The organism is Streptomyces sp. NPDC001480 (assembly GCF_042894725.1).
GTDB lineage: Bacteria > Actinomycetota > Actinomycetes > Streptomycetales > Streptomycetaceae > Streptomyces.
Genome location: NZ_JBIAVX010000014.1, coordinates 236,490 through 260,175 on the forward strand (window position 1 = coordinate 236,490; position 23,686 = coordinate 260,175).

The following is a 23,686-nucleotide window of genomic DNA, read 5'->3' on the forward strand; positions in this document are numbered from 1 at the left end:
CGGCGGCTGTCGGGCATGGCGGCCGAGCCATGGTCATGGTCGCCAGGCCACGCGGTGTTCCGCCAGATGGGCCAGCACAGCGTGGTTCGCCTCCCACCCGTCCGGGAACTTCACGAGCGTTCCCAGCTGCACCGGCTCGGTCGACGGGTAGTCGTCCAGCAGGTCGCCCACCCCTGCCCGGCACACCACGACGCACGCCTGCCGGTGCCGGGAGGCGAGGACGCACAGGCGGCCCGTCTCCAGGTGGAACGCGGTGGCGTCGGGGCGGCCCGACAGTGGGTGCAGTACGACGGTGACGTCGAACTCCCGGCCCTGTAGCCGGTTCGCCGTGTCCACCGTCACATCGGCCACGCCCAGCTCGGTCAGCGCGGCCCGCACCGCCGCCGCCTGGTCCCGGTGGGCCGTGCCGACGGCGATCCGGTCGGCCGTGAGGGGGGCCGGGTCGGGTGAGCGCTCCGAGACCGCCGCGCCACCCCGGTCCAGCAGCCGTCGCACCACCGTGGCCACGGCGCGTACCGCCTCCGGGTCCGTCCTCGGCGTGTGCCGCGCCGGCAGTTCCAGCAGCCCCCAGCCCGAGGCCGCCGCCTCGTCGATCACCCGGTCGGGGCCGGAGCCGTCGGACGGGACGGCGAAGGCCAGGCGGCGGTCGCCGTGGTCCGTGCCGCTGCGGAAGGGGGTGTAGGGGTAGAAGGCGTCCGACACCAGGGGGGCGGCTGAAGCCGGGAGACGCCATGACACCGGCAGCCGGTGCTGCGGCAGCTCGGGGTTGTGGGCGAGGAGGGTCGTCACGGCCGAGCCCGAAGGGTCGTACGACAGGCCCGCCCACTGCTCGCTGCCCACGATCGCGAACGGGTCCAGCTGGCCCGGATCGCCCACGAACAGCGCCCGCTCGAACAGCCCGGCCACGGCGAGCAGCGCGTCCGAGCGCATCTGGTACGCCTCGTCCACGATGGCGTGCCGCCACGGCTCGTCCACCTTCACGTGCGCCCACTTCGCGGCGGTGGAGAGGACGACCGGGATGCCGGCCAGATCACCCGCCTTCGCCGACTTCCGTACGTTCGGCAGGTCGTCCAGCGCCTTGTCGTACGGGTCGGAGTCGCTGCTGTGCAGGCGGCCCACGGGCAGCTCGGGGTTCTTCTCGGCGAGCCGGGCCACCAGGTCGTCGACCTGGGCGTTGGTCTGCGCGACCACCATCAGCGGGCGCCCGGCGTCGGCGAGTTCCAGCGCCGCGCGGACGACGAGGGTGGACTTGCCGGCGCCCGGCGGGGAGTCCACGACCACGCCCCGGTGGGTGCCGTGCAGGGTGTCGCGGAGGATCGCGTCGGTGGCCCGCGCGGCCGCGGCCCCGGGGTCGAACACGGCCTCGGTGGTCACAGCTGGTCCTCCTCGGTGACGGCGTCGGCGGGCTCCGGCACGGCCGCCTCCTCACCCGGCGGCCCGCCGTGCGTCCACGGCGTCTCCTCCGGGTCGGGCAGCTTCGCCCCGCCGCGCTGCTCGTGTTCGAACAGGGTGAAGCAGAGCCGGTCGCCCTTCTCCGGGACCGACCCGGCCTCGGGCTCCTTGCCGCGGCCCATCTTGTCGACGATCCGCAGGACGACGAGCCCCTCGCCCTCGTACCCCACGAACTCCGCCGCCTGCGGTTTCCCGCCAAGCGAGCGGTACACCTTCGCCCGCTCCCCGAAGTGCGGCCGGTCGTCCGTGTGCACGGTCACCAGCGGGCGCGGGCTGGGCCGTTTGCCCTCGCTGTACGCCATCACGACATCCGTGACCTCGCCCGCGAACGCCTCCCCGGCCAGCCTGCGCCCGGCCATCACCAGCGGGTCGTCGAGGGCCTCCTGCGCCTCCAGACGGGCCTGTTCGCGCTCGCGCGTGGCCAGCTTGTTGGCGGCCGTCACCGCGTCGTCGCGGCGGGGCTGCGGGGGCTCCCCGGCGAGGACGCGGTCGCGGTGTCCGGTGAACGACCAGCGGTCGCGCGTCCACCGCTCCTCCACGTGCGCCCCCTCCGGCAGCGCCCGCAGCAGGTCGATCCCGCGCCACACCGCCTTCCAGGTGGGCAGGGTGACACTCGCCACCAGGTCGCGGATCTCCTGCTCGGCCGCGGTGAGCACCCCGAGCCGGTCGTCCGCCTCCAGGCCGTCCTCGGCGGCCGCCAGGGCGGTGCGCGCCCGGTCGTAGCGTTCCAGGGCGGGCGCGAGCAGCTTGTTGTCGAACGCCGGGTCGGTGGCCGGGCCCGCGGGCGGGCACCGCAACTGGCCGTCGGCGCCCCGCGCCAGCTCGGCCCGCGACGCCTCCTCGGCGCCCGTCGTGCCCTCCGGAGGGTCGATCCAGGCGAGCAGCGCCCCCAGGTGCTGGTCCTCCAGGCTGGACTGCCCGGTCGCCCAGTGCCGCGACAGCAGGTCCGTCAGGGCCTGGAGCAGCGAGGAACCCGGTACCCGGGCCCGCTCCCCGAAGTGCGTCAGCCACCGCCCGAGCAACGGCACCCGGGGCGGCGCCGGGTAGGGCGCCTCCGGGTCCTGCTCCGCCGTGCGCCGAAAGCGCATGGACCGCCCGAGCAGCCGTACGAACTCCACGCCCGCGCGGCTCGGCACGATCAGTTGCGGGGCGTCCGCGCACAGCTCCACCTCGACCTTGACCCGCTTGCCGGTCTCCGGGTCGGTCTCGGTGCGCTCGGCGGCCTCGACGTCGTCCGCGAACGAGTCGACGTACGGCAGGACGATGTCCGCCAGTTCGGCGAGGAACGCGAAGCGCAGATCGCGGTCGCGCGGCTGCGGTACGACCAGCAGGCGCGGCGCGTCCCGGTCGGTGCCGACCAGCGCCCCGAGCGGGGCACCCGCCTCACCGGCGGTGGTGAGCGGCACGAACACCAGCGGCCGGTCGGACAGATGCCGGTGCCGGACGGTCGCGGCGGGCCGGGCGCGGCCGGTGCTGACCGCCTCCAGACGGGCGAGGGTGTCGATCAGGGACACGCGGCCACCTCCCGGCCGGACAGCGCCTCCGCCCGCAGGGCCGCCGCCCTGCGCAGCGCCGCCACCGCCGGATCCGCGGGGTCGCCGAGCTCACCGCGGGCCGCCGCCAGAACGTCGTCCACGGTCGACAGGCCGCCCAGTTCGGCCCGGACCGGACGGCCCAGCGTCGTCACCGCGCCCGCCGAGCGGGAGCGGTCGCGGCAGTGGAAGGCCAGCTCGCACGCGGCCAGGCACTCGGGCGCGTACGTCGCCGGGACCGACTCCACCGCCGCCGTCAGCTCCTCGGCCGGCAGACCGGGCGCGAAGCAGGTCCCCTCGGGAAGACCGGCGGCGATCTCCTCGATGCGGGTGAGCCGGGCCAACTGGCGGGCGGTGACCGCACGCTGCTTGCGGACGTCCACGGCCGAGGCGGTGGCCAGGTTGGAGAAGTCCCGGGGGCACACCAACAGCACGCGGTGCCGCACGTGCGGGGCGGGATCGAGCCGTCCCGCGACCTCCTCCAGGGCCAGCACGTACACCGCCGACTGCCGCGCGGCCGCGCCCACCTTCGCCGGGTCCGCCGAACCGTCCAGCATCGGGAAGGACTTGATCTCCACGACCGTCCAGCTGCCGTCCGGGTGCACCACCACCGCGTCCGGCTCCAGGAACGCCGGGGAGCCCGCCACGTCCAGTGCCAGCATCGGATGGTCGAGCAGCGTCCAGCCGCCCGCCTCGACGGCCTCGCGCAACGCCAGCGCCGTACGCGCCGTCCGCCCCGCGGGGCCGGGCGCGGACAGGTCGGGCAGGTGGGCCTCCCGCGGCGGCTCGGCGCCCGGGTCCAGCCGCTCGTGCACCAGGCGCAGCAACTCCGCGCCGCCGTCGGCCTTCACCCGTGCCTCGAACGCGTTGCCCCGGGTCAGGGCGAACTGCGACTGTCCGAAGGCAGAGGGCGCGCCCAGCGCGCTCGCCAGGCCCGCCTTGTCGACGCCCGCCCCGTCGAGGATCGCCCGCCGTCTGCACCCCGGGTTCGCGGCGAGCGCCGCGAGGGCGCGCGCGTCCAGTGCCTTGGCCGGTACGTCGGGGCCGCGCAGCTCAGCGAGCCGGTGCCGGAGCGCCGTCCCCCGCGTCGGTGGGGGCGGCGTCCGGCTCGGCTCCGGATCCGAGCCGCGCGTCGCGCTGCCGTGGAATTCGCTCACCCGCGGAAGTCTGGCATCCGCCACTGACAATCGGGGCGCCTGTGCCCTGGGAGCCCGCTGCGACGACCGGGTCGCCCGGCAGCAGCCGCTCGCGCAGCCGGTCCGCACCGCGCATCACGTACGGCGCGAGCAGCAGCCCGACCCCCATCACGGCCGCGCCCGCGACCGCGTCCAGGAAGTAGTGGTTGGCGGTGCCCATCACCACGATCGCGGTCAGCAGCGGATAGGCGACGCCGGCGGCCTTGGCGATGCGCGTGCCGCCGTACCGCCACAGCATCACTCCGCACCACAGCGCCCAGCCCACGTGCAGGCTCGGCATGGCCGCGTACTGGTTGGTCATGCCGCCCATGCCCCGCGGGGCGCTGGCCTCGGCGCCCCACCAGCCGTACGAGCTGTACTCGGCCATCGTGTCCACGAATCCGTGGCCCGCGGAGAGGAGGCGGGGCGGGCAGGTGGGCAGCAGGGTGAAGCCGATCAGGCCTATGAACGTGGACGTCATCAGCCAGGTGCGGGCCGCCCGGTACAGGTGGCCGCGGGACCGGAAGAGCCAGACCAGTATCGCGGGTGTGACCAGGTAGTGCAGCGACGCGTACCAGAAGTCGGCCGGGACGCCGAGCCATGCCTCGCGTGTGAACAGGCGGTTGAGCGGGTGCTCGGCGTTGAGGTGCAGGGCCTTCTCGATGCGCAGGATCGCCAGACCGTGGTCCACGGCGCCGGTGACATCACCCCGGGCGAGCAGCCGGCCCGCCGAGTAGCAGCCGTACACCAGCAGGATCAGCGGAAGTTCCGTCCACCACCGCAGCCGGGTCCGCGGGGACACCTCGGTGCCCGGTGTCTCGGTCTGCGGCATCCGATCGCCCTCCCCCTTCTGGTCTGCGGCTCCCCTTGGGCCGGGCGTGCCACTCTACGGCGTACCTGTCCGCCCGGTTACGGCGTACCTGTTCGCTCGTACGGCGTACCGGTTCGCTCTTGGGCGGCGCTTCAGCCCGGATAGACGCTGAGATCGCCCGCCGGGTTGCCCAGGGACAGGGTGCGCGATGATGGAGGGGCTACGCCTCGGGTTTCTCCCCGATCCCTCCCCGATGCCTCCCGGAAAGGTCCCCCATGGCACCGCGCATCCTGCTGGCCCGGCACGGACAGACGGCCTGGTCGCTGTCCGGCAAGCACACCGGCAGGACCGACGTGGGCCTCCTCGAGGAGGGCCGGCGCGGCGCCAAACTGCTCGGCGAGCGGCTCCACCGCCCGCCCTTCGACGGCCTTCCCGGGGTCGAGGTCCGCACCAGCCCCCTGTCACGCGCGCGTGACACGTGCGAACTCGCCGGGTTCGGTGACCGGGCGACCGTCTGGGACGCGCTGCTGGAGTGGGACTACGGCGCGTACGAGGGCATGACCCCCGAGCAGATCCAGGACGTCCGCCCCGGCTGGCTGATCTGGCGGGACGGGGTCCCCGAGGGGGAGACCCTCGCCGAGGTGACGGCCCGGGCGGACGAGGTGGTGTCCTGGGCGCGGTCCGCCGACCGCGACGGCGGCGACGTTCTCGTGTTCGCCCACGGGCACATCCTGCGGGCGATCGGCGCGAGGTGGCTGGGCCTGCCCCTGGACTTCGCCGCGCGGATCCGCCTCAACCCGACTTCGCTGTCCGTCCTGGGCTGGGCGTACGGCGAGCCGGCGATCGAGAGCTGGAACGACCTGGGACACCTCGCCGGCTGACGCCCCGGCCGGCCGCGCGGGGCTTTCGCGACGGGCCCTGTCAGGTACGTGCCGTGCGCGGCAGCGAGGCGTGCCGTTCCAGGAACTCCGACACCCCGGAGGCCCGCCGGTGCGGCAGCAGCACGCGCGCGGTCCCCGCCAGCATCGTCTGGATCCGTGACGACTGCACCTGGTCCAGCAGGTCCAGCACCCGCATCCCGGCCGCCGCGGCCTCGTCGGGCCGTCCCCCGCGCGCGAGGTCGTCCGCGAGTTCGGCCGTGTACAGCGCGATGTTCCGGCTGAAGTGAGGGTTCTGGAGCTGCGCGGCCCGCCGCGCGTGCCGGGCCGCCCGCATCCAGTCGCCCAGCGTCGACCAGCACTGCGCCTCCAGGCCCTCCAGTTCGGCCTCGCCGTAGAAGCTCATCCACTCCGGGTCGGCGTCCGAACGGCCCCGCTCGTACAGGGCCTGTGCCCGTACGAGCGCCTGTTCGCAGCCGGTGCGGTCGGCGAGCCCGGCCCAGCCGCCCGCCTCGCGCAGCGCGAGCAGCGACATCAGGCGCGCGGACCCGAGGGACCGCCCCACCCGCTGCGCGGCCTGCGCCGCCCGCACCGCCTCCCGGGGCCGTCCCGCGTCGCGCGCGAGGAAGGCGGTGTTGCAGAAGGCGTGCGCCTCCAGGGCGGGGTCCCCGGTCATCCGGGCGGTCGCGAGCGCCTCCGCGTAGTGCGAGCGGGCGTCGTCGAAGCGGCCGGAGTCGTGGGCCAGCCAGCCGACGGAGATGGCGAGTTCACCGGCGCCCGAGTGCAGCCGGTCGGCGGTCGTCTGCCGGGTGGCACCCGCGTCCAGCAACTCGTAGGCGGCGCGCAGCGGGGCGGCCGCGCGCCGGTAGAGGCCGTCCGCGCCGTGCCGGTCGTCGAGCAGCCGGATGCGGCGCACGGCCTCCTCCAGGGCGGCCGCCTCGGAGGACCCGGCGCGGCGCACCGGCCGGTCCGCCGCCGCGGCTTCGATGGTGACCCCCAGGGGGCCCAGTGTGGCGGCGGCCACGGTGGCGCCCCCGCCTGTCATGAATGCGCGACGCAGCACGTCGCTCTCCTCGTGGTTCTCGTGGTACTCGTGCGTGTCGTACGGGTCCTGCGTGTCATACGGCTCGAACGCCCCCTGCGCCTCACCCGCGGTGAACGCCGGGTGTGTGACGAGCAAGGGGGGCGCTTCCCCCGCCGGGCGGGCCCCGCGTCCGCGGACGGACGAGCGGGGCGCGAAGCCCAGGTCGGCGAGCGTGCGGCCGGGGAACATGTGCAGGAACACCCGTTCGTACGCGTAGTTCGGGCAGCGGATCTCGCCCGCCTCGACCCGGCCGATGTAGCGCGCGTCACAGCTCACCCGCTCGCCGATCTCGCGGGCGGCCCGCCGCACCAGCGCGGCGAACTCGGCCGGTGAGCGCCGGCCGCGCAGCTGCCGGAAGGCGAGGTTCGGCCGTGGTGGCCGTTCGGGCTGCGACGAGGTCACGGTTGACGACGCCATGGCCGGGTCCTCTCGTGCGAACCGTCGAACCATGCCGGATCCGTCGCGGGCCGTCGGTGTCGACGGCCCCGGTTCCGGCGGGCAAGAACGTACCGGCTGTGTCGGACCCGCCACGCTGCGTTTGGCTACAAATCGGATATCTCGTGCACGATCTGCCATGAAGTGCCATCCTTTGCGGCGCACTTGTGCCGTAGCCGTTGACGCGGTGCCGCGTTGGACACTGCGGACTGCAAGAGGGCTGCGTGGTGGAGGCCGGGATGGAGACCAGCCGGAGCAACGATCCTTGTGCGCCGTCGCCGGCCGCGTGCGAGGTGGTGACCGTGCCGACCCGGCAGGGTCTGGAGGCGGTCGACATCCTGCGGCGCGGCGCGGCCGGGGACGGGGTGGGGCCCGTCCTGCACGACGACGGGTGCGACACGCTCGGCTTCCTGGTCCCGCCGGGCACCGCCGCCGCGTGGGACGTCCCCGGGAGCACCTGTACGGAGACCGACGGACGCGGGCTGAACCTGATCCCGCAGCCGCCGGTCGGAGGTTCGGGCTGGCTGGTGCCGCCCGGGGAGGCCGACCTGGCGACGGACCCCGCGGTCCTCAGACGGGCCCTGGGGGAGGCGGCACGGCTGCTGGAGGCGGCGGACAGCTGCCGCTGACCGGCCCCACTGGCGTCCCGCCACCTGGTGTGGCCCGTCAAGCGAGTGGAACACCCAGGCCTTGGCCCTGATCGCCTTCGCCGGTGGCCCCGTTGGGGCTCGCGAAGCCGGGACCGGCGATGGCCGGCGGGTGTCACCCGGCGGGACCCGCCCCGCCGGGCGCCGCCGGAGGCGGCAGATCGTGATCGGCGGCACCACGCCAGGGACGTGACCGGCACCCCCCGCCGGGGCCCTGCGAAAATGGCCCCATGGGCAAGTCCAGGAACCCCCGGCGCAGACAGGCCGACGCCGAGACGCTCGTCGAGGACGTCGACGGCGGCCTCGCCCGGCTGATACCCGACCGGGACCGCCGGCGGGCCTGGACCCTGCTGATCGACGGGGCGCCGCAGTCGCACGTCGACCTCGACGACCCGGCGTACCTCTCCTTCGAGTACCAGCGGCGGCTCGGGCACGTCATCGACCTCGTCGCACCGCCCGGCCGGCCGGTGCGCGCCGTGCACCTCGGCGGGGGCGCGTTCACCCTGGCCCGCTACGTGGCCGCCACCCGGCCCCGCTCCACCCAGCAGGTCGTCGAGCGGGACGCGAAACTCGTCGAACTGGTCCGGCGGGAGCTGCCGCTGGACCCCGGGGCCCGGATCCGGGTGCGCTCGACGGACGCCCGCGAGGGCCTGGCCAAGGTGCCGGACGGCTGGGCCGACCTGGTCGTCGCCGATGTCTTCAGCGGCGCCCGCACCCCCGCCCACCTCACCTCCACCGAGTTCCTCGACGAGGTCCGCAGGGCCCTGACGCCGGACGGGGTCTTCGCCGCCAACCTCGCCGACGGTCCCCCTCTCGCCCATCTGCGCGGCCAGATCGCCACCGCCGCCGCCCGTTTCCCCGAGCTCGCGCTGGTCGCCGACCCGGCCGTGCTGCGCGGCAAACGGTTCGGCAACGCGGTCCTGGTCGCCGCCGACCGCCCGCTCCCGGTCGCCGAACTGACCCGGCGCGCCGCCTCCGACCCGCACCCCGCCCGGGTCGAGCACGGCAGTGCGCTGCTCGCCTTCACCGGAGGTGCGGTCGCGGTCACGGACTCGGCGGCGGTGGCCTCACCTGCCCCGCCGCCCTCGGTGTTCCAGTGAGGGGATATCCCGTTGTGGGGCCGGGAGCACGGCCATAGGGTCCCGGCATGTCCCTACGTGTTCGTATGCGTCAAGCCCTCCCGGAGGCGATGCGCGCCCGCGACAAGGCCGCGGTCAGCGCCCTGCGCGCGACGCTCGCCGCACTGGACAACGCCGAGGCGGTACCAGTGGACGAAGCCGCGATGCGCGGCCCGGCCCTCGAACAGTCACCGGTCGGTGCCGGTGCCACCGAGGTGTCGCGGCGTGAGCTGAGCGAGCGCAGGGTGGTGGACATCGTGCGGGCCGAGGCCACCGAACGACTGGAAGCCGCGGCGCAGTTGACCGCGCCCGCCCACACCGACCGGGTCGCGCGGCTCCGCGCGGAGGCCGCTGTGCTGCTCGGCTTTCTCGACGGCCACGGCACGCCGTCGCAGAACTGATCGGAGAGCTAGAAGTCCAAGCCCCGTGACAGCAGCGGCAGATGCCGTTCGTACAGCGCTGTCAGGTCTTCCTGGCCGTCGCCCTCCACCCAGTGCCGTACCAGCGCGGTGAAGACCGCGATGATCGCCGCCGCCGCGCACTTGACCTCCAGGTCGGCCGCGTCGCGGCCGGCACGCTCGGCGATCACCTCGGCGATGGCCCGCTCGCTGCGCTCCTGTTCCGCGACGGTGCGGGCGCGGATGGCCGGGTCGGTGAAGGAGATCCGGGTGCGCAGCAGGAGGTCGTCGCGGTCCTGCTGGATCATCTCCCCGACGGGGCCCTTCAGGGAGCCCAGCACCGCGTCGACGATGGGTTCGTCGGCGGGGCGGGAGCGCAGGGCGGTGGCGAGGGCGGGGTCGTACTCGTCCTGGAGGACGACGTCCTCCTTGGTGGGGAAGTACCGGAAGAAGGTGCTGGGCGAGACCTCCGCCGCCTCCGCGATCTGGTCGACCGTGGTGGCCTCGTACCCGTTCTCGGCGAAGAGGCGGTAGGCCTCGCGGCGGATGCGCCGGCGGGTCTGCTGCTTCTTGCGCTCACGCAGGCCGAGGGGGGCGGCGGGGGTCTCGTGCGTCGTCATACGACCGATTCTGCGGGCTGCGCGGCGGACCGGGCCACCGTACGGGAGCAGGGGGCGGTGCCGGGCAGGAAGACGGCGGCCAGGACGGCGCCGAGCAGGGCGATCGCGCCGCAGGCCGTCAGGACCAGGCTCATACCGTGGACGAACGCCTCGTGCGCCCCCGACGCCAGGGCGGTGTCGTGCAGTTGCGCGGCCACCGCGTCGGCACCGGAGAGGGAGTCGCGGGCCGCGTCGGCCGCCGGCCCCGGCAGGGCGCCGGTGTGCAGCCGGGCGAGGTAGCCGTAGCCGAGCAGACTGCCGAGACCGGCGACGCCGAGGACCGAGCCGAGCTGCTGGACGGTCTCCAGGAGGCTGGTACCCGACCCGGTGTTGTCCTCGGGCAGCGCGGCCATCACCAGGCTGGTGGCCGGGACCACGGCGAGCCCGAAGCCCAGTCCGGTCAGGCCCAGCCACAGCGCGGTGAAGCCGTAGCCGTCCGAAGTGCCGGTGGTCGCGCCGAGCAGCACACCGGCGCCGAGCACCAGCAGTCCGGCGGGTACGACCGTGCGCGCGCCCAGCCGGGGGACGAGGGGTTCGCTCGCGGTGGCCGCCACCATCAGGCCGCCGATCAGGGGCAGGACGCGCAGGCCGGTCCCGAAGGCGTCGTTGCCGAGCACCGACTGGAGGTACTGCGGGACGACGAACAGGATGCCCATGACGGCGAAGTTGACGAAGACGGCGATCAGCGTGCCCCACAGGAAGCGGCGGTCGGTGAACAGGCGCAGGTCGACGATGGGGTGTGCGTACCGGCGCTCGCGCAGTACGAACCCGGTCAGCAGGACGGCCGCGGCGACGAGCGGGACGAGGACCGAGGGCGCGGTCCAGCCGTCGCGGGGGATCATGATGGTGCCGTAGACCAGCGCGGTGATGCCGAGGCCGCCGAGGACGGTGCCGAGGGTGTCGAACGGCGCGGAGGCGCGGCCGGCGGTGTCGCGGGGCAGCAGCCACACGCCGGCGAGTACGGCGAGCGCGGCGACCGGCGCGTTGAACAGGAACACCGAGCCCCACCAGAAGTGGTCGAGCAGCCAGCCGCCGACCACGGGGCCGACCGGCATGCCGAGCGCGGTGGCCGCGGTCCACATCGCGATGGCCTTGGGCAGTTCCTCCTTGGCGAAGACGCGGGGCAGGATCGCCATGGACAGCGGCGTGATCGCGGCGGCGCCGAGACCCAGGACGGCGCGGGCCGCGATGACCGCCGACGGCGAGTGGGCCAGCGCGCCGGCGAGCGAGGCGAGGCCGAAGAGCGAGACGCCGGAGAGCAGCAGTCGCTTGTGCCCGAACCGGTCACCGAGTAACCCGACCGGGAGCATCGCCACCGACAGGGCCAGCAGGTAACCGCCGCCGATCCACTGCAACTGGGCGCTGTCGGCGTGCAGTTCGGTGGCGATGGTCGGCAGGGCGACGTTGATGACGGTGCCGTCGAGGCCGACGAGCAGCACGCTCAGGGTGAGCGCGGCCAGGGCGAGCCAGCGGCGGGGGGATGCGGAGAGGTGGTGCGCGGAGTCGTGCGTGGACATGAGGACCTCCCATTCGGGGCAACCTGATGAGAGGGTACCGTCAAATGAGAGTCGACTGTCAATATGTAGTTGTCTTTCACTTCAGGCCGCTCAGTAGACCTCCACATGCGGCGGGCCGTCGTGCCAGGTGCAGAACACCGTGATGCGGTCCGCGCCCGAGGCGAACTCCACGCGGATCCAGGACTCCGTCTTCCACACCTGCATCGACCAGCCCGTCCCCGGTGTCGCCGAGACGAGCGTCGCGTCCGCGTCCCCGAGGTCGAAGACCGCCCGGCCGCCGTCGGTGTCATAGCTCTTGACCTCGCCCGAGGCGGTCCCCGCCGGGGGTGGGGCCGGAGTGCTCGCCGTGGTCCGCGAGGGCGTCGGGGTGCCGGGCGCCGACGGTGTCCTCCGTGCCGTCCGGGACGTGGTGGGGGAGGGGGACGGGGGCCGGGACGTCGGGGACGCCAGCGGCTTGGAGCCCTGCTCGGTCGCGTCCGCCGCCGTGATCGGGAGGGCGCGCGGCGGGTCGTACGCCGTGCCCGCCATCACCGTGTGCACGCCCCACCACGACAACGTGACCGCCGCGCCCGTGGCGAGCAACCACGCGAGTACGTGTACGAGTCCTCTGCGCATCCCGGCCATACTGCCCCATGAGCCCCACCCGTCGCACACGTTCGGAGCCGCCGGGAGTTGTCCACAGGCCCGCACCCGGCCGTTCGACATGGCGTACGGTGCGGCGCATGGCAAGTGTTCTCGTGGTCGAGGACGACCAGTTCGTACGCTCGGCGCTCATCCGGCACCTCACCGACGCCTCGCACACCGTGCGCAGCGTCGGCACGGCGCTGGAGGCGCTGCGCGAGGTCGCCCATTTCCGCTTCGACGTGGTCATCCTCGACCTCGGCCTGCCCGACCTGGACGGCTCCGAGGCGTTGAAGATGCTGCGCGGCATCACCGACGTGCCCGTCATCATCGCCACCGCGCGGGACGACGAGACCGAGATCGTCCGGCTGCTGAACGCCGGGGCCGACGACTACCTGACCAAGCCGTTCTCCGTCGAGCACCTGTCCGCCCGGATCGCCGCCGTGCTCAGGCGCTCCCGGGCCGCCACCGTGGAGGCCCCGCCGTCCAGCGTCCTGCGCGTCGGCGGCCTGACCGTCGATCCGCTGCGCCGCCAGGCCGAGTTGGACGGGACGCGCCTCGACCTCACCCGCCGCGAGTTCGACCTGCTCGCCTTCCTCGCCGGCCGGCCCGGGGTCGTCGTCCCCCGCAAGGAACTGCTGGCCGAGGTGTGGCAGCAGTCCTACGGCGACGACCAGACCATCGACGTCCACCTGTCCTGGCTGCGGCGCAAACTGGGGGAGACGGCGGCCCGGCCGCGCTATCTGCACACCCTGCGCGGCGTCGGCGTGAAGCTGGAACCCCCGGGGGAAACGGAGCCGGTCCGATGAGATGGGCACTGGTCAGGGTCTGCCTCGCGGTCACCACGATGGTCGTGGTCGCCTTCGCGGTCCCGCTCGGACTGGTCGTCAAGGAGATGGCCCGCGACCGCGCCTTCTCCAACGCCGAGCGGGAGGCCGCCGCCATCGCGCCCGCCCTGTCCATCACCACCGACCGCGACAAACTGGAGCGCGTACTCGCCTCGGCGGGCTCGGACACCGGCATGGCCGTGCACATACCGGCATCCGGCGACGGCACGGCGGACGGGTCCGGCCGGGCGGCCGTCGACATCGGCCGGCAGCGCGCGGCCGACCGGGACATCGCCACCGTACGGAAACTGGGCCGCGCCTCCACCACCGAGGTCGCGGGCGGCTCCACCCTGCTCCAGCCGGTCGCGCTGAGCTCCGGCGCCATCGCGGTGGTCGAGGTGTACGTCCCCGAGGCCGAGGTCACCAACGGCGTCGGCACGGCCTGGGCGGTGCTGGCCGCCGTCGGCACCGCGCTGATCGTGGGCTCCGTCGCGGTCGCCGACCGGCTCGGCGTACGGATGGTGCGGCCCGCGCGACGGCTGGTCGAGGGCGCGCACGAACTGGGGGAGGGCAAGCTGGGCGCACGGGTGCCGGAGGACGGGCCGACCGAACTGCGGCTGGCCGCCGTCGCGTTCAACTCCATGGCCGACCAGGTCGTCCAACTCCTCGCGAACGAACGCGAACTGGCGGCGGACCTCTCCCACCGCCTGCGCACCCCGCTGACCGTGCTCAGGCTGAACGCGGCCTCGCTCGGCGACGGGCCCGCCGCCGAGCAGACCCGGGCCGCCGTCGCCCAGCTCGAGCGCGAGGTCGACACCATCATCCGCACCGCCCGCGAGGCCAAGCCGCAGACCGTCGCCGCCGGACCAGGAGCCGGCTGCGACGCGGCCGAAGTCGTCCGCGAACGGATGGAGTTCTGGTCCGCGCTCGCCGAGGACGAGGGCCGCAAGTGGCGGGTCGCCGGGGCCGAGCGGCCGGTGCGGACACCCGTGGCGCGCGCCGACCTGGCCGCCGCGCTCGACGCGCTGCTCGGCAACGTCTTCCGGCACACCGCCGAGGGCACGGCCTTCGCGGTCGACGTGCACAACGGTGAGGACGCGGTGATCGTCCTGGTCTCCGACGCGGGCCCCGGCATACCCGACCCCGAGGCGGCCATGGCCCGCGGCCGGGGCTCGGGCACCGACGGCTCGACCGGCCTCGGCCTGGACATCGTGCGCCGGCTCGCCGAGTCGACCGGCGGGGACGTACGGATCGGCTCGTCGGTGCTGGGCGGCACGGAGGTGCGGATCTGGTTCCAGCTGGACGGGCGGGAACCGGTGCGCAAGGGCCACCGCGGAGCCGTACGCCGCCGCCGGCCCCGCAAATTGGTCTCTACCTTTAACCGCCCCCGATCCCTCCCTTAAGCGCACCCTAAGATCCCCAACCAACGTCCGGATCAAGCCATTTGCCTGATTCCGGATCGCTAGCGTGCTGCCGCACCACACCCCCGTGAACAGCGAAGGCAGGCACGCCCATGAGCACGCACCGGCGCAGGATCAGTGGCAGGAACAAGGCGATAGGCGGCCTCGTCGCCGCGGCCGTGGCCGGTGGCGGCGCACTGCTGTTCACCGGCATCGCACACGCGGCCGGGGTCGGCGCCGCGTACACCAGGACCAGCGACTGGACGACGGGCTACAGCGGCCAGTACGTCGTCACGAACAACAGCGGACAGACCGAGAAGACCTGGACCCTCGACTTCGACCTCCCCGACGGCGCGAAACTCAGCTCCCTCTGGAACGGCGAGTCGAGCGTCAGCGGCCGGCACGTCACCGTGAAGCCCGCCAAGTGGGACACCGACGGCCTCGCACCCGGCAAGTCGGTCACCGTCGGCTTCGTCGTCAACGGCACCGGGGACCCCACCGGCTGTCACATCGACGGCGCGACATGTTCCGCCGACAGCACCGCCACCCCCGAGCCGAGCGGCCGCCCGACCCGGACACCGACCCCGACCGCCACACCGAAGCCCACACCGACCCCCACCCCCACCAAGAGCGCCACCCCCACCGCCTCCCCGACCCCCACCCAGACCACCGGCAGCGGAACAACCACCTCCGCCGGCTTCGCGCCCTACGTCGACACCTCCCTCTACCCCGCCTTCGACCTGCTGGCGAGCGCCGACGCCACCGGCGTGAAGAACTACAACCTCGCCTTCGTCACCGACGGCGGCGGCTGCACACCCAAGTGGGGCGGCGTCACCGACCTCGCGAGCGACGGCGTGGCCGCCCAGATCGGCTCACTGCGCGCCAAGGGCGGCGACGTCCGCGTCTCCTTCGGCGGCGCGTCCGGCTCCGAACTCGCCACCACCTGCTCCTCCGTGGACGCGCTGGCCACCGCCTACGGCAAGGCCGTGGACCAGTTCAAACTCACCAAGGTCGACTTCGACGTCGAGGGCGGCGCACTCCCCAACACCGCCGCCAACACCCGCCGCGCCCAGGCCATCGCCGAACTCCAGGCCCAGCACCCCGGTCTGGACGTCTCCTTCACCCTCCCCGTGATGCCCGAGGGCCTCACCCAGGACGGCGTCAACCTCCTGTCCGACGCCAAGTCCAACGGCGTGAAGATCAGCACCGTCAACATCATGGCGATGGACTACGGCCCCGCCTACAGCGGCGACATGGGCACCTACGCCGAACAGGCGGCCACCGCCACGCAGGCCCAGATCAAGAGCGTCCTCGGCCTCACCGACTCCGCCGCCTGGAAGACCGTCGCGGTCACCCCGATGATCGGCGTCAACGACGTCTCCTCCGAGATCTTCAAGGTCGACGACGCCACCCAGCTGGTGAACTTCGCCAAGTCCAAGGGCCTCGGCTGGCTCTCGATGTGGTCGGCAGCGCGTGACAAGCAGTGCGCGGGCGGCACCAAGCCCACCGCCGACGCCACGTGCAGCTCGATCACCCAGGACGGCTTCGCGTTCTCGAAGGCGTTCGGGACGTTCAGCTGACCGCGGACATCAGGGCATGACCCGGGCGCGGCACCCCCCTCCGAGTGCCGCGCCCCGTCGCCTCCGGTGTCGTCAGACCCCCGTCTCCACCGGCGGCAGCGTCCCCGTCCGGGCCGCCTGGGCGTACCAGTGGGCGCTCGACTTCGGGGTGCGGGTCAGGGTGGCGTAGTCGACGTACACGGCGCCGAAGCGCTTGCTGTAGCCGTACGCCCACTCGAAGTTGTCCATCAGGGACCACAGGTAGTAGCCGCGGACGTCCGCGCCGTCCGCGATGGCCCGGCGCACGGCCGACAGATGGCCGTGCAGGTAGGCGATGCGCTCGGGGTCGTGGACCCGGCCGTCGGAGTCCACCTTGTCGTCGTACGCCGCGCCGTTCTCCGTGATGTACAGCGGCAGCCCCGGCGCCTCCCGCGAGTACCGCATGATCAGCTCGTGCAGACCGGTCGGGTCGATCGTCCAGCCCATCTCCGTACGGTCACCCGGCGTCTGGTGGAAGGCCACGTCGTCCGCGCCGGGCCAGGGGGAGTGGTCGCTCGCCCCGTGACCGTCCGCCCGCGGGCCGCGCAGCTCCGACTCGGCCGACGAAACCAGCGCCGGCGTGTAGTAGTTCAGCCCCAGCGCGTCCAGCGGCTGGTTGACGGCGCTCAGGTCGCCGTCCTGGACGTAGGACCAGTCGGTGATCGACGAGGTCGCCTCGAACAGGGTCTCCGGGTACGCGCCGTGCAGCATCGGGCCGTGGAAGACGCCGTTGGCCAGGTCGTCGATGCGGCGGCCGGCCGCCAGGTCCGCCGGGTCCTGGGAAACCGTGCGGACGACCGAGGAGTTGAGGCTCACCGCGACCGTGTTCCGGGCCGGCATCACCGCGCGCAGGGCGGAGGCACCCAGACCGTGCGCCAGGTTGAGGTGGTGCGCGGCCTTCAGCGACGCCGCCGGGTCCGTACGGCCGGGCGCGTGCACCCCGGAGCCGTAGCCGAGGAAGGCGCTGCACCACGGCTCGTTGAGCGTGATCCACTGCTCCACCCGGTCGCCGAGCGCCTCACCGACGATCTGCGCGTACTCGGCGAAGCGGTACGCGGTGTCCCGCTCCGGCCAGCCGCCCGCGTCCTCCAGCTCCTGCGGCAGGTCCCAGTGGTAGAGGGTGACCGCCGGCTTGATGCCGTGCGCGAGCAGCTCGTCCACCAGACGGCGGTAGAAGTCCAGGCCCACCTGCACGGCCGGACCCCGGCCCGTCGGCTGCACCCGGGACCAGGAGACGGAGAACCGGTACGCGTTCAGGCCCAGCTCCGCCATCAGCGCGACGTCCTCGCGGAAGCGGTGGTAGTGGTCGACAGCGATGTCACCGTGCTCGCCACCGAGGGTCTTGCCCGGCGTATGGCTGAAGGTGTCCCATATCGAGGGGGTGCGACCGTCCTCCCGGACCGCTCCCTCGATCTGGTACGCGGAGGTCGCGGCACCCCAGAGGAAGGAGGGGGGAAAGGTCACGGACGTAACGGGTTCAGACATGGAAGCGCTCCCATAGGAGGTGTGGGGGCCGACTGATGGATGGGCGAGGGAAGGGAAAAGGGGCCGGAGCTGCGGTGACCCGGCCCCCGAGAGAAGGGCGTCAGCCCTTGACGGCACCCTGCATGATGCCGCCCACGATCTGCTTGCCGAAGACCGCGAAGACGAGCAGCAGGGGAAGCGTACCGAGCAGCGAGCCCGCCATGATCAGGGACTGGTCGACGGTGTAACCGCGGCCCAGACCCGTGAGCGCGACCTGCACGGTCGGGTTGCCGGTCTGGGTGAGGACCAGGAACGGCCACAGGAAGTCGTTCCACGCCTGCACGAACATCAGCATGCCGAGCACCGCCATCGCCGGCCGCGCCGCCGGGAACACCACGTGCCACACCACGCGCCAACTGCTCGCGCCGTCCACCCGCGCGGCCTCGATGATCTCGTCCGGCAGCGCCTGGAGCAGGTACTGCCGCATGAAGAACACGCCGAAGGCACTCACCAGAGACGGGAAGATCACCGCCTGCAGCTGGTCCGTCCAGTCCAGCTTGGCGACCATCATGTACAGCGGGATGATGCTGAGCTGCGGCGGCACCATCATCGTGCCGATCACCACCAGCATCAGGGCGTTACGGCCCCGGAAGCGCAGCTTGGCGAAGGCGAACCCGGCGATCGTCGACAGGAAGACGATCGTCGCCGCCGAAGTCCCGGCCACGATCGTGGTGTTGACGAAGGCCGTGCCCAGGTTCGCTTCGGACCAGGCGACGTCGAGATTGTGGAAGAGATTCCCGCCGAACCAGAACGGCGGCGGTGTCTCGGCCAGCCGGTTGTTGTTCCGGGAGGCCGCGATCGCCGTCCACACCAGCGGGAACAGCGAACCGATGGAGAACAGCACGAGGATGGTGTACGCGATGGGGCCCGCGTGCATCTGGCCGCCCGCGCGGGCCGACTTGGAGCGTCCCGCGCGCCGCGGCTCCTTCGCCGCGTCGGCGGGCGGTGTCGTCAAGGTCGTCGTCACGGCCGGTTCTCCTTAGGTACTGGCGCGCAGCCGGCGCGAGATGACGTAGTTGACGATCCCGACCACGATGAGGATCAGGAACATCGTCCAGGCGATGGCGGAGGCACGGCCCAGGTGCTGGTTCACCCAGCCCTGCTCGTACAGGTAGAGGCCGAGCGTCTGGAACTGGTGCTCCGCGCCGCCGGACGCCCCCTTGTTCGCGTCGAAGATCAGCGGCTCACCGAAGACCTGGCTGGCACCGATCGTCGACACCACACAGGTGAACAGGATCGTCGGCCGCAACTGCGGCAGCGTCACGTGCAGGAACTGCCGCCAGCGGTTCGCGCCGTCCAGGGCCGCCGACTCGTACAGGTCCTGCGGGATCGCCTGCATCGCCGCCAGATAGATCAGCGTGTTGTAGCCGGTCCAGCGCCAGACGATGATCGTCGACACCGCGATCTGCGAGGGCCACTTGTCGTTCTGCCAGTCGATCTTGTCGACACCGATGAAGTGCAGCGCCCAGTTGATCATGCCGTAGTCACGGCCGAACAGCAGGACGAACACCAGGGCGGCGGCGGCGATCGACGTCGCGTACGGGGCGAGCAGCACGACCCGGAAGAAGGTCGAGGCGCGCAGCTTGTAGTTGAGCAGGTGCGCCAGCCCCATCGCCATCAGCAGCTGCGGGACGGTGGAGATGATCCCGATCGTCAGGGTGTTCTTCGCCGCGTTCCAGAAGAAGTCGTCGTCGAAGATCCGGGTGTAGTTGTGCAGCCCCGCCCACTGCATGTCGGTGGGCGCGGTCAGCTCCACCGTGTGCAGCGAGGCCCAGCCGGTGTACACCAGCGGGAACAGACCGAAGGCGACGAACAGCAGGAAGAACGGGGAGACGAAGGCGTAAGGACTCCAGCGGATGTCCCGCTGCCAGCGACGGGACAGCCGGGCCCGGCGCCGCTGGTCCTCGGGGGACGGGGCGCCGGCGGCCGCACGGGCCGGGGCCGCGCCCCCCTCCTTCGCGGGGGGCGCGGCGGTGTCGTGCCGGGTGGCCATGCCGGTCACTTCTCCAGGTTGTTGTCGATGGTCTTGGTGGCCGTCGTCCAGGCGTCGGCGGGGGACTTGCCCTTCGTGACGAGGATGACGCCGTTGTCCGTCAGACCCTGGAGGATGATCTGGTCCTTCGGGCCGATGATCTGGACCGGGGCGGACTTGGCGGCCTGCGCGAAGATCGTGCCGATCGGCGCGTCACCGGTCATCTCGTTCTTCGCGCCCGTCACCGCGGCGTCCGTGTACGCGCCGGGCGCGCTCGGGAAGCTGCCCTGCTTGGCGAAGAGCTTCGCCTGCTGCTCGGGCGCGGTCAGCCAGGCGGCCAGCTTCTCGGCCTCCGTGGTGTTCTTGCCGCCCTTGGGCACGGTCAGGAAGGAGCCGCCCCAGTTGCCGGAGACGGGCGCCTGGGCCACGTCCCACTTGCCGGCCGCGTCCGGCTTCGAGTTGGCCTTGAGCGTGCCGAGCATCCACGGCGGGCAGGAGATCGCGGCGAACTTGTTGTTGGCGATCGTCTGGTTCCAGGCGGGCTGGAACTGGGTCTGGCTGCCGACCAGGCCCTCCTGGGCGGCCTTCGAGGTCAGGTCGAAGGCGGTCTTGACGTTCTTGTTGGTCTTGTAGATGACGTTGCCGGAGGAGTCGTAGAACTTCTTCTTCAGGCTGCCGATCATGGCGTTGAGCAGACCACCGGGGGAGTCCATGAAGGTGGTCCCGGACGGGGCCTTCTTCTTGTACTTCTCGCCGGCCTGGACGAACTTGTCCCAGCTGCCCGTCCACAGCTTGGAGACGGCGTCGCGGTCGGTGGGCAGGCCGGCCGCCTTGAAGAGGTCCGTGCGGTAGCAGATGGCCATCGGGCCGATGTCGGTGCCCAGTCCGATGGTGGTGCCGTCCTTGGCGGTGGCCTGCTGCCACTTCCAGCCCAGCCAGTTGCTCTTCTGCACGCCGGGCGCCTTGGACAGGTCCTCGAACTTGCCCGCGAAGGTGTTGGTGACCTCGGCGATGTTGCTGACTTCGACGGCCTGGATGTCCATCAGGCCGCTGCCGGTGGTCAGGTGGTTGACGAGAGCCGGGTAGTAGTTCTCGTTCCGCTCGATCGAGGTGTCCTTGATGGTGATGTTCGGGTGCAGCTTCTCGTACTCCGTGTAGAGCCCGGCTTCCTTGAACCCGAAGGTGCCGAAGAGACCCAGGGTGATGGTGGTCTTGCCCTTGCCGCCACCGTCCGAGTCGTCGCTGCTGCTTCCACCACTGTCGTCGGCACAGCCGGCCAGCAGCCCGGCGCCCAGGGTGGCGACGGCCGCCAGGACCACCGCTTTGTGGGCGGTTCGGGTACGTGCTCGCATTGCGTCCTCCTGTTGCCCTGACGTGCCGACCCCCCGGCCAACTGCACTGTTGGGCCCGTCTGTTTCTCGCTGCGGCTCGGGCGGGGAACGTGCGGGATGTGTATGTGCGAGGTACTGTGGGAGCGCTCCCACAAGTGATGTGTTGAAGAGTCGTCGGTTCGCACGGGGGTGTCAAGGGAGCGGACGCGGAGAGATGCGTTCAGTTATCCGCCTGTTAGCTAACTTCGAGGAGCGTTCCGTGCGCGCCCCGTGAGCACCCCAGGTGGCCATCATCGAACCTGTCGGGCTTCCGGGGACGAGGGTGTTCCGGCCGAAAAGCGGGCGCCCCGCGCAGGACTGTTAGATTCCAGGCCAGCCACGAGGAACGGTCGAGAGAGGCGGAGCCCATGGCAAGCCACGGAGCGCGGGGCCGGAGTGGTGGGCGGCCCACCCTCGAAGAGGTCGCCGCCCGGGCCGGGGTCGGCCGCGGCACGGTGTCGCGGGTGATCAACGGCTCGCCCCGGGTCAGTGACGCGACCCGCGCGGCCGTGGAGGCGGCGGTCGCCGAACTCGGCTACGTCCCGAACACCGCCGCCCGTGCGCTGGCCGCCAACCGCACGGACGCGATCGCTCTCGTCGTCCCCGAACCGGAGACCCGCTTCTTCGCGGAACCGTACTTCTCCGACATCCTGCGCGGCGTCGGCGCCGAGCTGTCCGACACGGAGATGCAGCTGCTGCTGATCTTCGCGGGCAGCGACCGCGAGCGGCAGCGGCTCGCCCAGTACCTCGCCGCGCACCGTGTCGACGGCGTTCTGCTGGTCTCGGTCCACGCCGACGACCCGCTGCCCGACCTGATCTCCCAGCTGGAGATCCCCGCCGTGATCAGCGGCCCGCGCTCGGCGGCGGAGACGCTGACCTCGGTGGACTCGGACAACTACGGCGGCGCCCGCTCCGCCGTGGAGCACCTGCTGGCCCGCGGCTGCCGCACGATCGCCCACATCACCGGCCGTCTCGACGTGTACGGCGCCCAGCGGCGTGTCGACGGCTACCGGGAGGCCCTGCTCGACGCGGGCCACCCCGTGGAGGAACTCCTCATCGAGCCGGGCGACTTCACCGAGGAGGGCGGCCGCCGCGCGATGACGACGCTGCTGGAGCGCAGTCCCGCCCTGGACGCGGTGTTCGCCGGCTCCGACGTCATGGCGGCCGGTGCCCGCCAGGTGCTGCGCGAGGCGGGCCGTCGCATCCCCGACGACGTGGCCCTCGTCGGCTACGACGACTCGGCCATCGCCCGCCACATGGACCCGCCGCTCACCAGTGTCCGCCAGCCCATCGAGGAGATGGGCCGCGCGATGCTCGACCTCCTGCTGACGGAGATCGCGGACAGCCGTCCGGCCGCCTCGCGGGGGCTGGAGCGGCAGCAGGTGGTACTGCCGACGGAGCTGGTGACGCGGGCGTCGTCCTGACTGGAGCGGGGCGCCGTCCGGCGGCGTCCTGCACCGTCCGTGAAACGAAGCAGCCGGTGACCTCGTCTTTCGACGAAGTCACCGGCTGACTACGCAGGGTGAGTGACGGGACTCGAACCCGCGGCATCCTGGACCACAACCAGGTGCTCTACCAGCTGAGCTACACCCACCATGACCGGCTTCTCGAGGAGGTTTCTCCCCGACCGGCCGAGAAAAAGTGTACAGGGTCCGAAGGGGTGCTCGCGCCAGGGTTTCGCGGCGCCGCTACTGAGCGGGCAGGACGTGCTTGGCGGCGATCGCCTTCGCCGTGTCGGAGTCCGGGCCGGGCTGCGGGACGAAGACGGCCTCGCGGTAGTAGCGCAACTCGGCGATCGACTCTCGGATGTCGGCGAGGGCGCGGTGGTTGCCGTTCTTCTCCGGGCTGTTGAAGTAGGCGCGCGGGTACCAGCGGCGGGCGAGCTCCTTGATGCTGGACACGTCGACGATCCGGTAGTGGAGGTAGTCCTCCAGGGTCGGCATGTCCCGGAGCAGGAAGCCGCGGTCGGTGCCGACGGAGTTCCCGCACAGGGGCGCCTTGCCGGGTTCCTTCACGTGCTCCCGTACGTACGCCAGCACCCGCTCCTCGGCATCCGCCAGGGTGGTCCCGCCGGGGAGCTCCTCGAGCAGTCCGGACGCGGTGTGCATCCGACGCACCACCTCCGGCATCGTCTCCAGCGCCTGGTCCGGCGGACGGATGACGATGTCGACCCCGTCGCCGAGTACGTTCAGCTCGGAGTCGGTGACGAGGGCGGCAACCTCGATGAGCGCGTCGTCGGACAGCGAGAGGCCGGTCATCTCGCAGTCGATCCACACCATGCGATCGTTCATGTGTCTAACCTTACGGCGCGTTTTCGCTCCGCGGGTCTGGCGTGCGTGGGGTGACTGTAGCCGGGCCGCCGCTGGGGGCTGCCGCCCCCAGACCCCCGCTTCGGCCCTGAAGGGGCCTCGTCCTCAAGCGCCGGACGGGCTGGGTAATGCGGACCTGGGCCTGGGGGTGGGGGCGAAGCCCCCTGGCTGGGTGCAGGGGCGCAGCCCCGCGAGGGGTGCAGGGACGGAGTCCCCGCCGGGGTGCGGCGGCGGAGCCCGAGAGGGTGGAGGGGCGAAGCCCGAAGGGGTGCAGGGACGGAGTCCCCGCCGGGGTGCGGCGGCGGAGCCCGAGAGGGTGGAGGGGCGAAGCCCGAAGGGGTGCAGGGACGGAGTCCCCG

The 23,686-nt window shown here is 72.4% G+C and carries 21 protein-coding genes and 1 tRNA gene; 8 read left to right on the plus strand and 14 right to left on the minus strand.

Annotation, left to right across the window (positions count from 1 at the left end; translation table 11 throughout):
- Positions 1–33 precede the first annotated feature (33 nt).
- From ACFY01_RS32445 to ACFY01_RS32460, 4 genes are read right to left on the minus strand one after another with little or no spacing between them, the layout of a single operon-like run.
- Positions 34–1,374 carry an AAA domain-containing protein gene (locus ACFY01_RS32445; protein WP_390739315.1) on the minus strand — a complete coding sequence of 447 codons (1,341 nt, stop codon included), beginning with the start codon at positions 1,372–1,374 and terminating at the stop codon, positions 34–36.
- Entirely contained in the window at positions 1,371–2,966 is a 1,596-nt protein-coding gene (locus tag ACFY01_RS32450) for a hypothetical protein (protein ID WP_390739316.1), read from the minus strand. Before ACFY01_RS32450 ends, ACFY01_RS32445 begins: the two co-directional genes overlap by 4 nt.
- The gene (locus tag ACFY01_RS32455) at positions 2,957–4,141 is read right to left on the minus strand and encodes a hypothetical protein (RefSeq protein ID WP_390739317.1); all 1,185 of its coding nucleotides are present in this window, start codon (positions 4,139–4,141) and stop codon (positions 2,957–2,959) included. The genes ACFY01_RS32450 and ACFY01_RS32455 overlap by 10 nt, the downstream gene beginning before the upstream one ends.
- On the minus strand, positions 4,038–4,991 hold the full coding sequence (locus ACFY01_RS32460; protein ID WP_390739318.1) for a phosphatase PAP2 family protein: 954 nt from the start codon (positions 4,989–4,991) through the stop codon (positions 4,038–4,040). The genes ACFY01_RS32455 and ACFY01_RS32460 overlap by 104 nt, the downstream gene beginning before the upstream one ends.
- Before the next feature lie 254 nt (positions 4,992–5,245).
- Here ACFY01_RS32460 and ACFY01_RS32465 point away from each other — a divergent pair, with 254 nt between their 5' ends.
- Positions 5,246–5,851 carry a histidine phosphatase family protein gene (locus tag ACFY01_RS32465; protein WP_390739319.1) on the plus strand — a complete coding sequence of 202 codons (606 nt, stop codon included), beginning with the start codon at positions 5,246–5,248 and terminating at the stop codon, positions 5,849–5,851.
- Between the two features lie 40 nt (positions 5,852–5,891).
- Here the strand turns inward: ACFY01_RS32465 and ACFY01_RS32470 are convergent, their stop codons facing one another.
- Positions 5,892–7,349 carry a hypothetical protein gene (locus ACFY01_RS32470; protein ID WP_390739320.1) on the minus strand — a complete coding sequence of 486 codons (1,458 nt, stop codon included), beginning with the start codon at positions 7,347–7,349 and terminating at the stop codon, positions 5,892–5,894.
- A gap of 257 nt (positions 7,350–7,606) precedes the next feature.
- Here ACFY01_RS32470 and ACFY01_RS32475 point away from each other — a divergent pair, with 257 nt between their 5' ends.
- The 3 genes from ACFY01_RS32475 to ACFY01_RS32485 all read left to right on the plus strand — a co-directional run bounded on the left by ACFY01_RS32475 (position 7,607) and on the right by ACFY01_RS32485 (position 9,533).
- A complete protein-coding gene (locus tag ACFY01_RS32475) occupies positions 7,607–7,996 on the plus strand; it encodes a hypothetical protein (RefSeq protein WP_390739321.1) in 390 nt (129 codons plus the stop codon).
- Between the two features lie 248 nt (positions 7,997–8,244).
- Positions 8,245–9,114 carry a spermidine synthase gene (locus tag ACFY01_RS32480; RefSeq protein ID WP_390739322.1) on the plus strand — a complete coding sequence of 290 codons (870 nt, stop codon included), beginning with the start codon at positions 8,245–8,247 and terminating at the stop codon, positions 9,112–9,114.
- Positions 9,115–9,203: 89 nt separating this feature from the next.
- Positions 9,204–9,533, plus strand: a complete 330-nt coding sequence (locus tag ACFY01_RS32485; protein ID WP_390739344.1) for a hypothetical protein — start codon at positions 9,204–9,206, stop codon at positions 9,531–9,533.
- Positions 9,534–9,541: 8 nt separating this feature from the next.
- Here the strand turns inward: ACFY01_RS32485 and ACFY01_RS32490 are convergent, their stop codons facing one another.
- The 3 genes from ACFY01_RS32490 to ACFY01_RS32500 form a co-directional block, all read right to left on the minus strand.
- A complete protein-coding gene (locus tag ACFY01_RS32490; protein ID WP_390739323.1) occupies positions 9,542–10,150 on the minus strand; it encodes a TetR family transcriptional regulator in 609 nt (202 codons plus the stop codon).
- The gene (locus ACFY01_RS32495) at positions 10,147–11,706 is read right to left on the minus strand and encodes an MFS transporter (protein ID WP_390739324.1); all 1,560 of its coding nucleotides are present in this window, start codon (positions 11,704–11,706) and stop codon (positions 10,147–10,149) included. Before ACFY01_RS32495 ends, ACFY01_RS32490 begins: the two co-directional genes overlap by 4 nt.
- Before the next feature lie 90 nt (positions 11,707–11,796).
- The gene (locus ACFY01_RS32500; protein WP_390739325.1) at positions 11,797–12,321 is read right to left on the minus strand and encodes a hypothetical protein; all 525 of its coding nucleotides are present in this window, start codon (positions 12,319–12,321) and stop codon (positions 11,797–11,799) included.
- A 107-nt stretch (positions 12,322–12,428) separates the two neighbouring features.
- Here ACFY01_RS32500 and ACFY01_RS32505 point away from each other — a divergent pair, with 107 nt between their 5' ends.
- From ACFY01_RS32505 to ACFY01_RS32515, 3 genes are all read left to right on the plus strand, one after another.
- The gene (locus ACFY01_RS32505; protein WP_390739326.1) at positions 12,429–13,136 is read left to right on the plus strand and encodes a response regulator transcription factor; all 708 of its coding nucleotides are present in this window, start codon (positions 12,429–12,431) and stop codon (positions 13,134–13,136) included.
- Positions 13,133–14,557: a sensor histidine kinase gene (locus tag ACFY01_RS32510; RefSeq protein ID WP_390739327.1), complete on the plus strand. Its 1,425-nt coding sequence runs from the start codon at positions 13,133–13,135 to the stop codon at positions 14,555–14,557. Before ACFY01_RS32505 ends, ACFY01_RS32510 begins: the two co-directional genes overlap by 4 nt.
- Before the next feature lie 110 nt (positions 14,558–14,667).
- Positions 14,668–16,134 carry a cellulose binding domain-containing protein gene (locus ACFY01_RS32515; protein WP_390739328.1) on the plus strand — a complete coding sequence of 489 codons (1,467 nt, stop codon included), beginning with the start codon at positions 14,668–14,670 and terminating at the stop codon, positions 16,132–16,134.
- Between the two features lie 72 nt (positions 16,135–16,206).
- On the opposite strand, the gene ACFY01_RS32520 is transcribed toward ACFY01_RS32515, so the two are convergent.
- The 4 genes from ACFY01_RS32520 to ACFY01_RS32535 all read right to left on the minus strand — a co-directional run bounded on the left by ACFY01_RS32520 (position 16,207) and on the right by ACFY01_RS32535 (position 21,000).
- On the minus strand, positions 16,207–17,637 hold the full coding sequence (locus ACFY01_RS32520) for a GH1 family beta-glucosidase (protein ID WP_390739329.1): 1,431 nt from the start codon (positions 17,635–17,637) through the stop codon (positions 16,207–16,209).
- Positions 17,638–17,737: 100 nt separating this feature from the next.
- Entirely contained in the window at positions 17,738–18,643 is a 906-nt protein-coding gene (locus ACFY01_RS32525; RefSeq protein ID WP_390739330.1) for a carbohydrate ABC transporter permease, read from the minus strand.
- Between the two features lie 12 nt (positions 18,644–18,655).
- Positions 18,656–19,669, minus strand: a complete 1,014-nt coding sequence (locus tag ACFY01_RS32530; protein WP_390739331.1) for a carbohydrate ABC transporter permease — start codon at positions 19,667–19,669, stop codon at positions 18,656–18,658.
- A 5-nt stretch (positions 19,670–19,674) separates the two neighbouring features.
- Complete coding sequence (locus ACFY01_RS32535) at positions 19,675–21,000, minus strand: extracellular solute-binding protein (RefSeq protein ID WP_390739332.1); 1,326 nt, start codon at positions 20,998–21,000, stop codon at positions 19,675–19,677.
- Positions 21,001–21,386: 386 nt separating this feature from the next.
- Here ACFY01_RS32535 and ACFY01_RS32540 point away from each other — a divergent pair, with 386 nt between their 5' ends.
- On the plus strand, positions 21,387–22,442 hold the full coding sequence (locus ACFY01_RS32540; RefSeq protein ID WP_390739333.1) for a LacI family DNA-binding transcriptional regulator: 1,056 nt from the start codon (positions 21,387–21,389) through the stop codon (positions 22,440–22,442).
- A gap of 97 nt (positions 22,443–22,539) precedes the next feature.
- Here ACFY01_RS32540 and ACFY01_RS32545 read toward each other — a convergent pair.
- Together ACFY01_RS32545 and orn are read right to left on the minus strand one after the other, a co-directional pair.
- A tRNA-His gene (locus ACFY01_RS32545) sits at positions 22,540–22,612 on the minus strand.
- A 94-nt stretch (positions 22,613–22,706) separates the two neighbouring features.
- Complete coding sequence (orn, locus tag ACFY01_RS32550; protein ID WP_390739334.1) at positions 22,707–23,309, minus strand: oligoribonuclease; 603 nt, start codon at positions 23,307–23,309, stop codon at positions 22,707–22,709.
- Positions 23,310–23,686: the final 377 nt, after the last annotated feature.